10 protein-coding genes are annotated in these 14,978 nt (G+C 49.5%); 3 read left to right on the top strand and 7 right to left on the bottom strand.

Annotated elements, in window-relative coordinates; genetic code table 11:
* The first annotated feature begins 184 nt into the window (after window positions 1–184).
* From G9U52_RS21450 to G9U52_RS21460, 3 genes are all read left to right on the top strand, one after another.
* Window positions 185–571: a DUF4280 domain-containing protein gene (locus G9U52_RS21450; RefSeq protein ID WP_166152702.1), complete on the top strand. Its 387-nt coding sequence runs from the start codon at window positions 185–187 to the stop codon at window positions 569–571.
* Between the two features lie 82 nt (window positions 572–653).
* The gene (locus G9U52_RS21455) at window positions 654–2,345 is read left to right on the top strand and encodes an MORN repeat-containing protein (RefSeq protein WP_166152703.1); all 1,692 of its coding nucleotides are present in this window, start codon (window positions 654–656) and stop codon (window positions 2,343–2,345) included.
* 100 nt (window positions 2,346–2,445) lie between these two features.
* Window positions 2,446–3,336 (top strand): sugar phosphate isomerase/epimerase family protein, encoded by an 891-nt coding sequence (locus G9U52_RS21460; RefSeq protein WP_166152704.1) that lies wholly within the window; start codon window positions 2,446–2,448, stop codon window positions 3,334–3,336.
* 65 nt (window positions 3,337–3,401) lie between these two features.
* Here G9U52_RS21460 and G9U52_RS21465 read toward each other — a convergent pair whose 3' ends face one another.
* From G9U52_RS21465 to G9U52_RS21495, 7 genes are all read right to left on the bottom strand, one after another.
* Entirely contained in the window at window positions 3,402–5,069 is a 1,668-nt protein-coding gene (locus tag G9U52_RS21465) for a hypothetical protein (RefSeq protein ID WP_166152705.1), read from the bottom strand.
* A gap of 74 nt (window positions 5,070–5,143) precedes the next feature.
* Window positions 5,144–7,252: a phage tail protein gene (locus G9U52_RS41425; protein WP_166152706.1), complete on the bottom strand. Its 2,109-nt coding sequence runs from the start codon at window positions 7,250–7,252 to the stop codon at window positions 5,144–5,146.
* Window positions 7,253–7,276: 24 nt separating this feature from the next.
* Window positions 7,277–9,517 carry a putative baseplate assembly protein gene (locus G9U52_RS21475; protein ID WP_166152707.1) on the bottom strand — a complete coding sequence of 747 codons (2,241 nt, stop codon included), beginning with the start codon at window positions 9,515–9,517 and terminating at the stop codon, window positions 7,277–7,279.
* A gap of 57 nt (window positions 9,518–9,574) precedes the next feature.
* Complete coding sequence (locus G9U52_RS21480) at window positions 9,575–12,652, bottom strand: putative baseplate assembly protein (protein WP_166152708.1); 3,078 nt, start codon at window positions 12,650–12,652, stop codon at window positions 9,575–9,577.
* A 60-nt stretch (window positions 12,653–12,712) separates the two neighbouring features.
* Complete coding sequence (locus tag G9U52_RS21485) at window positions 12,713–13,114, bottom strand: gp25 family contractile injection system sheath assembly initiator (protein ID WP_166152709.1); 402 nt, start codon at window positions 13,112–13,114, stop codon at window positions 12,713–12,715.
* 46 nt (window positions 13,115–13,160) lie between these two features.
* On the bottom strand, window positions 13,161–13,883 hold the full coding sequence (locus G9U52_RS21490; RefSeq protein ID WP_166152880.1) for a phage baseplate assembly protein V: 723 nt from the start codon (window positions 13,881–13,883) through the stop codon (window positions 13,161–13,163).
* Entirely contained in the window at window positions 13,883–14,977 is a 1,095-nt protein-coding gene (locus tag G9U52_RS21495; protein WP_166152710.1) for a phage late control D family protein, read from the bottom strand. The genes G9U52_RS21490 and G9U52_RS21495 overlap by 1 nt, the downstream gene beginning before the upstream one ends.
* Window position 14,978: the final 1 nt, after the last annotated feature.

A 14,978-nucleotide genomic window follows, 5' to 3' on the forward strand; every position in this document is an offset into this window, starting at 1 on the left:
ATGCCCCCCTCATAATTGTACCTGTGTCTTCCTTTCGGATACAAGGGCAAAAAAGGGTGAAATATGACACTATATGTAGGTGTAAGGCCATTCTATCTCTTTAAATACCAGATAGATTCTGGTAGACTATTTGTTAGGAAACTATAAACTTATCATACTCTTATGGACTAAGGTGGTAGATTCGATGGGTATACTCGTCTGCGGAGGAGCCATGCTTCAGTGTAGCTTCGGCGCTGCTCCCGGTACCTTGAACGTGCTCCCGGCCAATCTGGTCATGACCTCCATGCCCATTGCCAATATTATGGATAACAAACCAATGCTTAATATCATGCCCTTCGGGATGTGCAACTCTCCTGCTAACCCTATGGTAGCCGCTGCAACTGCCGCCGCTTTGGGAGTATTGACCCCTATGCCTTGCATTCCCGTCACTGCCGCTCCTTGGGCCCCAGGCGCTCCAACCGTAATGGTTGCCAATATGCCTGCACTCAACAATAGCTCTAAATGCATGTGCAACTGGGGTGGCGTCATACAAGTTGTAAACCCCGGACAAACCACGATATTAGTTCCTTAAGCGTGAGGGACAGTTAGTCCTATTTGCTGCTATAGCTTTTATATTTGCATGCAGGTGATCCTGCGGCGGGAGTGAGAAAAGTTTGAACCCAATTGTTAAAACCCTTGAGCTAGTTTTTAGACCCGTAATCACCCCCTTAATTACCCATGTTTTGAAACCACTTGTCCGTCTAAAAACGCTACCCCTGATTATTGCCAAAAAGCTTCAAGGCGGGATGAAGGTCATCCTTGGAACCAAGGAATCGTCCCTTACCAACTATGTACCTGTTGGCTACTATTACGTTTCTAAACGGCTATTGCTTATCCTGCTGTTGATCATCCTAGTGCTTGCCTATTTTATATTTATTCGCCCGCCTGTTTTTGTTAACAAATTTTTCAACCGCTCTACTGTACTAGTCGAGAACACACCAAAAACCGCAGCCTTTTCCGGCAAAGCCAAGGTTGTAGATGACAAGAAGAGCGCTCGGTACGAAGGTGAGCTTGTAGATGGGCTGTATGCGGGAAAAGGCAAGCTGTACGGCAACCAAGGCCTGCTGCTTTATGATGGCGAGTTCGACAAAGGCCAGAAAAATGGGGCTGGCACCTTGCATGACGAGCAAGGCAAGCTGCTTTATAAAGGCCAATTCGTTGCTGATGCCTACAATGGACCGGGCACGCTTTACGCGGCAGACCAGAAGGTACGTTATATCGGTGAATTCCAGAATGGCCAATTCGGCGGAGCGGGCAAGCTGTTTTATCCGAATGGCAGCATCCAGTACGACGGAGCATTTAACGCAGGCCGCTATAGCGGGGCAGGCAAGCTGTTTGATGTTGCAGGAGCGCTGCAATATGAAGGCGAGTTCGCAGGAAACGAGTATAATGGAGCGGGCAAGCTATTCAACAGTAAAGGTATCCTGGTCTACGATGGCGCATTCAAAAACGGGAAATACTCTGGAGAAGGCTCGGAATTCCACGAAAATGGATTATTGAAATATAAAGGGGCCTTCACCGCTGGTGTTTATAATGGAGAAGGCGTGGCAACCAATGATAAAGGCATCGTTACTTATAAGGGAGCCTTCCTCAATAATGTGTACCACGGTGTTGGAGAAGCGATGGACGAAACTGGAAAAACGCTGTATAAAGGCGATTTCAAAAATGGTGTTTATGATGGCGTTGGGACTTTATTCGATGTGGATGGATCACCGGTGCTCAAATCCTTTTTCGTGGCGGGCACCGTTAACCTTCAAGGCTACATCGGACTATCCAGCAAAAAGCTTGAGGACATCCTTGGCAAGCCCGGCGAGGTCACTTTACTTGGCTTGCCGGATCCGCTTGCAGCCCTATTAGGGGACGGTGCGGGAGGAACGGAGGGTGTTACCGCTGGGGCCGGGGGAAACCTACCGGGAACCACTGCTGCAGGGCCAGCAACTGGTGGCGCCACGGCTGGGGCGGCTGGGTTGAGTGAAACTACCGAGCTGCAGCTGAGTTATCCGAATTACCAGATGACCTTTATCGTGGGCTCCTCTCCTGCCAATCCGAAGGAAGCTACTGTTACCAATTTCAACCTATGGGGCAGCAAGCCACTTGCGCTTATTGTGCCAAGTGTTGAAGCGTTCGCCGATCCTCAGCAGCCCAATACCCAAGGCTACCGGATATTGGAGCTGCGGCAAGCTGCGGCAGCCGGCAGTTATACGAACAGCTATTACAAAGATGATTTCCTGCTTACCTTTACCCACCGTACGGCTGGCAATCTACCTACCCAGCTGGAAATCATCCCGACAAAGCTGCCGAATTAACTGCACTACACCCAAACCAACTCTAAGCCAATCCAAAACCTGACCCGTGTTGATCACGGGTTTTTGATTTTATATCATAGCAAGGAAAGTGAGGGGAACCATGAACCGATTTATGATTGGCCAGTACGGGGGCTTTAATTACAAAAAATACCACAGGGATTTTAGAGCCAGCTTTTGGGGAATAGAAGCCTGTTTATTCGAGGATGAACAAGATATCGAGAATTTGGTCAACCTCTCCAAGCAGGACGGCTTTCGTATCGGTGTCCATTTTCCTCTGCGTGCCGGCGTCTCGCCATTTAGGGATGCTTTATTTTTAGCCCATGACGAGGATACCCGGCAGCAGGCTTTTGACCATATCGAGCAGGAGCTGGACTATTTAGTCCGTGTTCAACCGGAGTATATTTTGTTTCATTACCCTAAGCCTGTCATCTTGGATGATCGTGCCGATTGGAAAAATTGGCGTTTTGCCGATAGCCGTGAATTTGTGTATGAAAGCCAATATTCGTTTGAGGCGCTCAAGGAGAAAAGCGAGCAGTTATTTGAATGGCTGGCGCTTAAAGCTGAAAAGTATGGTTTTATACCCGTGCTAGAATTCGATGCGTTGAATGCCTATGTCTATGAATCTGATTTTTTGGAGTCCCTATTTATCCGTTACCCTACCATCAAATGCTGCCTCGATACCGGCCGGCTTTATTTACAGGAACGAACCGACCCGCATTTCAATGCACGGTTGGTTATCCGAAAATACGCAAAATACGCCGAAATCCTTCACTTATCTACTTTAAAAATCAATGAGCAGATCGAGCATTATAAATATCCCGCCTTGCCTCACTTAGACCCTAATGAAGGGTGGGCTCCGATTGAAGACTATTTGCGAATTCTCAAGGAAGAAAACCCGGATACCCGAATTATGTTCGAGCATCGATCTGATTTAATCAGCGATGAACAGCTGGAGGCTTGTTATCAATGGGTTCATGGCCTGCTGAAATGAAAAAGAAGCCCCTGTGGGCTCCTTCGATACTCATATGATGGTTATACGGGGTTAGGCTTTTCCCGTTACTGCTGCTCTTCCTGTCCGCTAGCTGTTTCCAGCAAAGCGATGTCAATCGTATTTCTTGCTTCATCCGCATCGGAGGTTTTTTTAAACGCCCACCAGCGAATATTGATCTGGGTCGCCTCTGTTGGCTGCTGAAGACGCACGCCAATGCGAAAGGTGCCCTTTTGCGGGTACAGAATCGTTCCCACTTTCACATCAGGACCGGTTGGCTCATATTCGCTTCCTTTGAATACATCGGCAGAGCCATAATATAAACGCTCGCTGCTGCTGAGAATATCGGAAATGTAATCGCCGTTTACTTCTTCAATGCCTGTGTAAATAAACAGGTTACCCAGCCCCAGCCCATGCTCGATCTCAGGGGACACATAGCTCTTGCCCCCTCTTCCAAACGGGGAAGCCGCAAACTTGTTTAGTGCTTCCACCGGGATTTCGACAACGCCTGTCCGCATTTCATCGCCGCCTGGAGCCATAGCAGGCAATCCCAGATCAAAGCTTAGTTCGCTTTTTTGCTGGTCGAACGTCACTTTAAGCTCCGGTGCTTGACCCCTCGAAATTTTTCGCAATTTGGATTTCGCTGTGATCGGCCCGCCTAATGAAGATTTAGAGGGCTCTTTTGGTGTAAGCTTTTGAAGGGCAGATGCGTTATATACATATTCATTAAACGGAACCTGGTCAACACGTTCAATCATATATGTGGGTCCCATTTGCAGCAGGCTTATGCGTGCCAGATAGATGCACGGGTCGGAAGGCGAATCCAATGAAGCCTCCAGCGAGCGGTTCACGAAGTCATCCACCCATTGCTTGTCCACAGCCCCATCGATAATCATGATCTCATTGGCACGGTTGGAGGACAAGCTTACCTGTTTGTCGCCGATTCGCAGCACCGCGTTATCCCGCTTGATACCAATCGTCCCCTTGCCCCTTGACGAGGCATCAGCGCGCAATTTCACCTTAACCTCATATTCGGTTTCCTGCTGATCCTGCGGTTCATTGAAGGATACCTTGTCTGCCTCTGCCCCCTCAACCAGAAGCTGCTGGGTGACCATCTCGAACTCGAACGATATTTTCGCAGCCTGCAGCGTTTTTTCTACACAGATCGACATCTCGAATATGTCGCCTGGATTGACATAACGTGGTGTTTTTTGCAAAACTCGAATTTGCCCATCCTGGTACAGTACACTGGTCTGCTCCATCAGGCTTTCAATCGGGAAGGCAGCAGGATCTGGCGCTTCCTCACGTATAAATAGCTTGTAGCTTTCCATCACACGATTGTATTCGCTAATTTCGTCGGAACGAACGGCCGCATTCGCTACGGAATGGACAGGCTCCTTGCCTTTCTCATCGTAAGCGAGGCACACATATACATTTTTGGCATATTCGTTATTAGTGAAGCCCTGCATCATGGACAGCTTTAATGTAACCGGAGAAGGAATAATAATTTCCCTGCCCAATGCATCAATCGCCGCCCCCATCTCCACCGAAACCGACTTATCGTCAACGGCAATAACCTGCAGCCCCGTGATCACACCGGCACCATGCAGCAGCCTGTTCATTAAGCGGCGTTTGTCGTTAAAATATTTTTGCTCCGATTCAAAGTCACGGACGGTCAGCAGCTTGCCATAAAAATAGCGATTGCGTTCAAACGGATAGTAGCGTGTTTTTTTCATCAAATATTCCCCCTCGCCTTCCCCTGTTAAGATTGTGCCCTGCATATTGAGCTGAGTGCCAAGATCGGGCAGCCTTATTCCAATTCGGAATCCAGCCCCAACCGGGTATGGATATCCATTCGTTTGTCACGGTCAAGATCGATCAGCACCGTGTTGTAAGGCATGGATGATTTCTGATCCAGCGTAAGCAGCGTAGGCTCAGAAAGATACGTGTTAATTCCCATATACGAGTGCATATCCATGTACATCCATGGCTGCAGCAAGGTTAGCTTGCATTCAGTAAAAGCGGGCTTTTGGTCGTTAATGATCGATTCAATAATTAAGCGCTGCTTATCGGTTTGTATGCAATCCTGTGGGAGCATAACGCAAAAGCAATAAGGGTTATCCCCGTACAAGCGGGACAACAGCTCGCGCAGCTCCGACTTTTCCTGCATTTGCTTCATTTGAAAATACTCGACGATGTAGGCTTCCGCTCCCGTATAAATCTGCAGCATCCGCACCAAACCTTGCCTTGTGCCACGCAGCTTATACAGATCAGGGGCTTGCCTAATCAGTTGGCGCAGCTTGTCTTCTCCCCAGGACTCGTCCTCGTTCACGGCAAGCCATGAGCCTAGCCAGGTTAAATATTGGCCATGTACAGCATCGGGATCAAAATATTTGGAGATATGGTCGATTTTCTCTTCCATTTCCTGAAAATACGATCCAAACAAAGCGAGAAACCGTTCCAAAAACCGGCCTTCATCCTGCTGCTCCCGGTAGATGGCAGGCAGGTAGGAAATCAGTGATTCTTTGGGAAAATAAACACGCAGCCTCTTCAGTACTGGCGAGCGGCGTTCACTTCCCACGACTTCAAGCTTCAGCCACAGATAGCGGCCCTTGGCATTCATGAGCAGCGCATCCCGTGGATTGGTTATAGGCTCCGACCACAGGTCACGCGTAGCCCTAAGTTTATCTCGGAGCGGAATGGCCGCGTTATTCAAATACTCGCTAAAATCCGTATATTCATTATCCAGCCACTGCTCATTACGGTCAGAGGTGTAATAGTAAAGCCGGACCTGTGTTTCATCCGGTATGGCTGCCTCTAATTGCACCCGATGCCACTCAGTTTCGGTGGATCTTGTATCCAGGGCTGAGGAGAGGTATATACCTTCTGGCAGCAGTGTTTCCGGCAGCTCCAGTGTCCTTGGCTGCGGCTCCAGAATCGTGATTTCGCCCGTTTCGCCACTGAGTACATACATCCAGTCGCGCGAACCAGAGAGCAGCTTATCGGTTCGTCCGCGAAAGCCGGATACCTTAGCTTGAAACTCGCCGTGCTCCCCAAATTTCAGGATAAAGCGTTCATCCTCTTCATCAGGTCCCACGTATCGGCTGTCGCCAATATATATATTATTATTCGTATCAATGGAAAGCCCTGCAAAAGCACCCTTGGGAGCGATGGAGAATTGGGCAGATAGCCTGCCGTCCTCCTGAAGGCATGTTACCAGCTTCAGGCTTGTATCAAACAGATATACCGTTCCCGCTGTATTAACGGCTGTATAATATCTTTTGAGCAATTCGGCTGCAGGTGTCACTTGCTCCAAGCGAAGCGAATCATGCTGGAACACATGGAGCGGTTCACCCGATGAGCTCCACTGCACAACTCCGATTCTTCCTCCTTCCGGGACTTCTTCTTTTCCATTCACCCCAATAATCATATCTAACGGAATTACCGTGTACACTCTCTTTTGCGAATCGGTCCCAATGGCCAGAGGATAGAACGGACTGCCTTGCCAATCCCTAGCTGACCAGACCTGCTGGCTATTGGACACGGAGTAGGCGGCCATACGCCGTTCGCTAAAGGGATCAGCCACATATAGGGTATCGCCGCTTGATGCCAGCATCGCTCCTCCTGTGAACAACTCATGCCCTTGACGAAATAGCTGCTCGGTATATTGATTCTCGGCATCATACGACCAGACGACCGCTTGCTCATCCAGCACGAACAGCTTGCCACCTTTTCCTACTGCAAAATCAAGGGGATGCTCAGGGCCATTCATCTCCCCGGGCTGTATGACCTTGTACACGCCATGCTTTTCCGTTTGATGAATCCCAAGCCCCCCGTCTACCATATGGAGATTGTAATAGCTGCCTTTATCCCAATCCGACCTTTTATTAAGCGAGAAAAATTGGTACGGCTCCTGCACACCTTTCACCCCCTTCGACACTATCTAGACATCGGTTTTACTGACAAGCTCGACCTGGTGCTCGCCGGAGGTAACCAACCCATAGGGAGGAATAAGAATATCTCCGCTTGCATTTTTTCGTGCACCCGCACCCTCGTAATCTATCCATAGATCCTGAACGTAAACAACACCCTTTAGCCGGCTTATCACTCCATAAATGTCGCCTTTGTACACAGCCCGCCCAAACGTCCAGCCCTTTGAACCGTCCGAACGGTCGAGCGGCTGAAGCAGGCCATATAACTGATGAAGAATAAGCCTCGACTCATCCTTCATCTGTGGCTCCATAACGACTACGGCATGCACCGTAATTTTAATATAGGCGGCCGGAATTACGTGAAGCTCTGTAGTCAGCAAGCGATGCAAATCGAGATGCTTATGCACGGTTCGCAGGAAGCCTTCGCTTGCTTTGGGCTGGGCGGCTTCACTATAGGGGACGACAACAACTGTCATCTGGGCAGCTTCCTTGGCCTGCTGCTCCTCGACCATACCCGGTTTATATAACGGTATCGCCTTAACCCTCGCAACACGAAGTCCCGGTGTGGCACGCGCGATCATCTCATAATCCTCCCCTGTAACCGCACGGTAAGGAGTATGAAGATCGCGGCGCACCCGATGCTTGGCTTCCTCCAGCGACTCAGCCTCCGCCCCGCCTGAAGCAGGAACCGGATTCGTCACACGCAAGTCCAGCAGCTCCGGGTCCTCTGTAGCGAGCTCAGAGATCATGCCGTTCTTCACATTGCCGCGCTGGCCTCCGCCAGTTTTCAAGGAAATGATCCGCAAGTTGTCTTGCTCCGACGCATGGGGGATCCAGCCTGCCTCGTTGTTGCCAAAGCAGAACATATTCTCGGCTTCATCCCACATATAATGCCGGTCCTCAGAGCCGGAGTTGTCAAAGTCCTCAACCCTCGACCAGTCCTCCCACAAAAAGCCGGGTTTGCCGGGTTCCCTCCGACCTACCTGTAACAATAGCGAAGCGGTCAAACAACCCTGCGCCTGTTGTACCTCAAATTCCTGCTGGGGCAAGCCGCTGCTTTTGCCAATCCAGCGATCCAGCTCAAAATCCGGTACGTAGGAAATAAGCCGAATTGTACGTTTGCCCTCGGGGGGGATATTCCCGTTCACACCATCACCGAATCGTATTTCGGTCACCTTGCTTACAGGATCCCTTACCAGCGCGTAGCTGGAATCCTCAGGACCGCAACGCCCCAAATCCGTTACGGCCTGCCAATCCCGCCAATCACCACCTGGCTCACGTACTTGTACAATGTTCAGCCCATAGTACGGCAAATGAGCCACCCTGCTGCATACAATTCCTGCCTCGCCCGTACTGTTAAAATGAATAACCTCACTCCAAGTAGTCTGCTGGACCGCTGTCACTGCGTTGATGTGCACCTGCTCAAGCTTGGGCGATAGCTCATACCCTTCGCGCTCCAAGGTACAGCACAGCCAATAACGCCGCTTATCATTCGCCGGATGGACCAGCATCGGCCGCATCGGTGTATGAAGCCGGAATACCAATTGTCCTGATTGTGACAGTTGCACCGTAGCATCATGGACGAGCTCGACTGGCAGCCAGCCCTCACCATCCTCAGAGCCTACATATTTCCAAGATACATCCCCTGAGGAGATGAGCTCCGCTGTTCCATCCGCCGCTTTGCCAACAGGCACGGGATATCCGTCAAACAGTTTAAAGGAAATCGTGATCAGGACATCCTGTGGAAGCTCCCGATCAAAGCCTAAATACAGCTTGCTGCCGCTTTTGGCTTCCGGTCCGAAAGCGTAATAAGCTACACTGTCATGCTGGTTGGAGGAGGTGTAGTCACTTGCTGCCACATCGGTCCGCACGATGATTTTATCCAAGGTAGACGGTACGATCTGCAAGGTATGGCTTGTTTCGAACATTTGGTCGATCGCCATCAGCTTTGTCCCTTTGGGCAGCACATGCTGCTCTTGCAAGCCTGTAAAGGTAAGCTGGGCTGTTGCCGGAGTAGACTCCCGCAGATGGATACCGAGCAGCTTTAGAAACTTCCGTTCATTTTTTTCGGTAATTCGGTTTAAATAATATTGCTGAACTTCCGTCATCCAGGACATCAATTCAACTAAGGTAATACCGGGATCATGCGCGTTTTCATCTGTCCACTGCGGAAATAGCTTAGGGATCGCCCTACGGGCTTCCTCAACAATCTGGTCAAAATAACGGTCATCCAAATTAGGGATGGGCAGCAATCGTTACACCTCCTATCCTTTTAATTACTATTATAAACTATCTTTTTAATTACCTATTTAAATCGCATTAACAACGACCCTATGGGTTCCACTAATTATGATACCATGCAGCAGCGACGGGAGGCTATTTACATTCAGCTCGGTGCGGACATTATCCTCCAGCTTGTATACGGCCATATAAAGCTTCTCCACATGGTTAATTGAATGGATCGATTTTAATAAAGCGTAAAACATCGATTGGTGGATATCCTGGCCAATCTCCCAGCCCTTACCATCATAGTTGCCAGAAAGTGGATCCAGAAATCGCTGAAGCTTGGCAATCGCTTCAAGCTCTGTTGGCACAATCGCCTCAATCCCTTGAACAGCGACATAAGCAGTCACCGATATTTCCAGAAAAGCAGGCTGGATCACCTGAATCCGATTGGGCAGAGCTACTAGATTCGAAGCACGCTGCAGCACGTAGCGTTCAACCTGCCGTTTCAATTCAGGGAAAGCAGCAAGGCCGCCTACCCCTTCCTGGGGAAGAATAACCAAAGTGATACAACCAATATCTGGCTCAACCAAGGCATTATAGTTGGCCAGGCATTTAACCCTGGCAATGTTCGGATAAGCCTCACGTGCCAGCCATTCGAAGTCTTTCGCCGTAACGGCACGGCCACGGTGCTTCAGCTGCTGCGGTCCTCGGCGCATTGCCGATTCCTCGCTCTCTGCGTCGCAGCCTCCAGATGCGGCTTCAGGATTCATCGCGCCTCCAACAAAGGCAATCGAATTTTGCAGGCTGGCAATTTGCCCTGCCCCCACGTTGCCCGCCTTGCCACGCGTGACGGTGTAGTTGACCTTGATCTGCTCCACGCCGCCTTGCGGCGGAACCATGCCATGGATGCCATCCCCAAAACGGATGCGCCCATAGGTTCGGTCAATCGTGTAGTGGCGGTCCTCACTGCCGGAATCGCTTAAATGGGCGATCGGATGCCATTTCACCCAGAGCCGGTAGATGTAACCATCCGTATCGCGGATCACATCCAGCTCCAGCGTTCCCTGCTCCATATGCCGGCGTACCTCTTCCTCCGCCATCTTCCCTGTTTCATCCACCCATACCGTTTCGGAAACGACGGGGGTACGGCTTAGCTGGAATTCAGAAGCAATATCCCCTACACGCGGATCCGGGTATTCGTTGGTGACCGATTCCTGCTGCATCGCTTTTATCGTATTCAGGTACAAACCATTGACGATAGGAAAAGCCGTGGTGCCTGAATGGTCATCATACTTATCATCCCTGTTCACGACTCGCAGCCAATAGCCGTCTTGGCCAAACCAAACCTTCCTCTGAAAATCCGCCGGGCCGGCAAACTGCACAGTTCCGTTCCTGGTCAGTCCATTGGTATCATCAATCACCTTAAGAGGCGCCCATCTGGGCCCTTCTCCGAGGAAGCCATTCTGCCAATACTCCCACTCCAAAAGCGGAATATCCCGCTCGGTAAGCCTTTGCGGCTGTACAGATACGAACACGGAGAGTGGTCCTTTGACAGGCGGCAGATCCAAGGCTACATAAAGTGACGGATGCTCCACCTCCATATGAAAAAAAGGCTGGAACAGCTCAGCTTGCCCGCGGCTTTGCCGGGTTTGGTCCAAGATTTCTGTATGGTTCAAGGATAAGCAGCGGTGCAACTGGTACATCCGCTCCTCAGGGTACTCATAAGTCAAGGATACGTTCTCCAGCCAAGGAGAATGGTAAAGCGGCAGTACGGAATATAAATTATCAATCTGAATAATTCTTGCCCGTACCCAATAGTTCAAGTGGGAGTTAACGTACGATTCCTCCAGGTCCATGGGGCACCGGAATTTCACCTGATGGTTTAGCAGCTCTTCGCCTGGGCGATAAAATAACCGTTCCGCATCTCGTCCAGCCTCTAGGCGCACCCATGAAATGCCATTCCAATATTCCCAGATGACCTTGGCCACCGCTACGATCGGTGGGTTCGGCCTCTCAAAGGTGGATTTTTTCATGATCGGCTTCCAGTCCACGACCTGCCCTTGCTCGGTTTGAAAGCGATTCACGATCACCTTCAACGCAAACGACAGCGTGATCAGCCCGTCACGTTTGCTCAAGGCTTCCTTGCTTGATACATAAAACGTTCCATAGGGAATAAACTGGTCCCCGAAGGGGTAAAAGCCGGTAGCATCCGCTTGAACATCATTATAAAACATAATATCCGGTGAGATTCCCCCACGATTCAGGTTATCGACATAATCGGTCTTCACCTGGATGCGATCCAGCTCCAGACCTTGGTCGGCGAGTGAAAGCATAGGAGCCGCCGTCCTTTTCATCCGGCATTGAATAAAGCGCCCGCTCCACTCGGATAATTGCTGTTCAGCAATCTCGCCAAGCTGCATTTTATGTAAAACTACACGATTGCCAATCGCCTCCACCTTGTCAAAGGGCACCCAGCCATCAGCCGTTGCATATCGCCATTCAGCCAATAAGGGATTCGCTAAAAGCTGACAAATCTCCGGCTCCTCGTGAGGCTTTCTCGAATGCCCTATAGCGATTTCAATGCGCGCTGTTTCCCGCAGCAGGAACAAATGGCTGTGCTCCAGGTAAAGCACATGCTCCTGCAGGTCCACCCCGTCCTGCAGTTGAAATAAGGGGGTTGGCGCAGAAAGCCCCTCTCTTGAGGCAGTAATAAAAGATTCCGGAATCTGAATAATGCTATCATGCTTCTTGCTGGTCAAAAAAGCGGCAGTAAACATGGCAGGTGTCAGCAATAGGGTTCGCTCGGTTTCAAACAAAATATCTTCTTGTTCTCCTTGCGCTGCCACTTGGGTACCGACTGGAATCAGCACGGGCTCCCGCATTCCCGCATTCAAGCGGAACGTCACATAAGCACTTGCCGGACGCGCTGGCAGCAGCGTCACATCGAACAGGTTCATAAAAGCAACCAGATTTTTAACAGGCACCCGGTTTAGCCGCTTTATATTGCCATGAAACATATCAGCAAACAACAGAAACAACGCACTTCCGGGATCGGGATCCTCCGGCGAAAACCGCCATTCTGGCGTATAGTAAGGAGCCATTGTTTTCATCTGTTCGATTAGATCTTGTTTATCACGCGTATCAATTTTGGGAGGCTGCATGCATCCACCCCCTCTCTGTCCGCTTTGTCATGGTCGATGTTCAACCCTTTTCATTCGCTTTTACTTCGAGCCTTCGTGAATATAGAAAGGATAAACCTGGTTAAACAAATTGTTAGTTGAACGTACCATGTATTGGATACGAATATTGACTTTACCGTTTTCCTGGCTGTCTACAAGAGCTTGCACCTCAACCTCATGCACACGTGGCTCCCAGATTTGGATCGCCTCTTTGACGTTGCTTCCGAGCATCATAAGCGTCGTAGCATCCGTCTCACCAAATACAAAGCGCTGTACATCACAGCCAAAGTCAGGCCGCATCGTGCGTTCGCCCAAAGAAGTCCCGAGAATAATGCGGATCGCTTCGATGATATCCCCCTCATATTCCGACATCATAATTCGACCGGTGGCCTTGTCCACCTGAATGGGAAATTTCCAGCCGCGTCCGAGAAAATCTTCGCTCATTCACACTCGCCTCCTTGACATGCTCCCGCTAGGAACGACCCTACAATTAATTAATCTTGACTAAACTTCCTTTAATATTAATGATCCCATCTGACTTGAGGTCAAGCGAAGCTCCTGCTTTTATCTCCATCGTAGCCGAGGCCTCAATCTTAATCTGGGTGGACTTAACCGTTATGGCTTTAGTGCTCTCGATTTTAATATCTCCTTTGGCATTCATCGTGATGGTTGATGAGCTACTTTTGATGGAAATCTCGTTAGCAGAGCCGCCTTTGATCTGGATCGCGTTATTACCGCTTTGTTCCTTGATATCAATCGTATCGTCTTTATCGGAAAATTGAATCGTCTGGCCCTTTTTCGTTTTAATGGTCACTTTGCCTTCACTGTCGTTATCATCAAAGGTTAGCTCGTGCCCGGCTCTTGATTTTAACTGGCGAATATCATTCTTATCATTCGCTTTCGGTGAAGGCTGCTTGGTGCTCCACAGCACCCCGATAACAAAAGGCTGGCGGATTTCACCCAAATGGAACGCAACCAGCACCTCATCGCCAACTTCCGGTATGAATAAGCTGCCCCGATCCTTGCCAGCCATTAAAGTGGCGATACGTACCCAGTCGGTTTCGGTCTCCGCCTCACGCAAAGGCAGCTGTAGCTTCACCCTCGCCAGGCCGTCGGGGTCATTATTGTTCGTAACGATGGCCACCATCACGCCATTGATCTTTGGAAATACAGGCTCGGACGTACCGCGGAACGAAAACTCCGGAATATTCATCAAACCGCATTCCCCCCTAATTGAAATCGTGTTACGTAGCCGTTCTCATTAAGCAGATGCGCGGTTGCCATGATATAGTAAGGCTGGCTTAGCTTCTCGCCGATCCCACTCAGCTTGAGGTAGCGCCCTGCCCGAATTTCCGGAATGCCTACACACTCGCCTTGCCCGCTAATCAGCTTCATAGACCGTTTATTCAAGACGGCTTCCGCATGTGTCTTGGCTTCTTCCTGTGAATCAATGTTGGTATACACATGTTCCTTGTAAGTACCCTGTGCCTTCAAAATATCTTTGCCTGTCTTCGAATTGGAGCCAAGCTTCGTCACCGTTGTAGCTGACGCCTCAACTACCTTGAGCTCCTTGTTATCCCAACCACGAACGGTCACTTCCGTAATCTGGTCGGCAATATTCATATCGATCGAAAGTGAACGCAGCATGGAGCCATATTGCAAATCGACAACGGGCGTCATTTCGGTCAGAGGCTTGCGGAAGTATACGGTTTTACCAACAACGAAAAAATCATAATGGACCAGCTCAGCCAAATATTGAATAAAATGATAATCATCGACCTGATTTTGTGACACCGTGCTGTACAGTGTGGTCGTATCATCGATTTTCGTTTTCATGCCATAGGTACCTGCGATATCTTTGACGATATCACTATATTTTTTTTTGGACCATGATTTCGATTTGGAGCCCTTCATCATAAGGTAGGACATGTCCAAGCCGCGAATAAGGAGACCTGGCGCTTCATCACCCGAAAACTCCACCGTCACCGAAGTGATATATCCCTGAAATACCGAAATGAGCTCAGTCTCATACCCTAGCTTGATTTCAACCGCCTTACCTAGCACAAAAACGTCATTTATCCATAAAAAGTCATTCGTATTTATATCAAAAGCGTTCGTTACATGAAATAAGAACGAGTCCGCTGTACCTTCCAAGCTACTTTCTACCCGAATATTCGTTATCATGATTTCACTGGCCAGTTTGCTGCCGTTGACCAGGATTTCAAAGGCAGGTGCAAAAAAATCGTTATATCTCTTTCCTAATTCAGAAGCTGTAAACTGACCGCTATCAAGCTTTAGCTCTGCCAAT

The sequence above is a fragment of the Paenibacillus agricola genome (assembly GCF_011440305.1).
Lineage (GTDB): Bacteria > Bacillota > Bacilli > Paenibacillales > NBRC-103111 > Paenibacillus_S > Paenibacillus_S agricola.

What these genes read in the sequence shown, in the direction of transcription:
- G9U52_RS21485 (WP_166152709.1), bottom strand. Translation starts at nt 13,114, where the DNA reads ATGAGCGAAGATTTTCTCGGACGCGGCTGGAAATTTCCCATTCAGGTG.
- G9U52_RS21480 (WP_166152708.1), bottom strand. Translation starts at nt 12,652, where the DNA reads ATGCAGCCTCCCAAAATTGATACGCGTGATAAACAAGATCTAATCGAA.
- G9U52_RS21450 (WP_166152702.1), top strand. Translation starts at nt 185, where the DNA reads ATGGGTATACTCGTCTGCGGAGGAGCCATGCTTCAGTGTAGCTTCGGC.
- G9U52_RS21465 (WP_166152705.1), bottom strand. Translation starts at nt 5,069, where the DNA reads ATGAAAAAAACACGCTACTATCCGTTTGAACGCAATCGCTATTTTTAT.
- G9U52_RS21490 (WP_166152880.1), bottom strand. Translation starts at nt 13,883, where the DNA reads ATGAATATTCCGGAGTTTTCGTTCCGCGGTACGTCCGAGCCTGTATTT.
- G9U52_RS21460 (WP_166152704.1), top strand. Translation starts at nt 2,446, where the DNA reads ATGAACCGATTTATGATTGGCCAGTACGGGGGCTTTAATTACAAAAAA.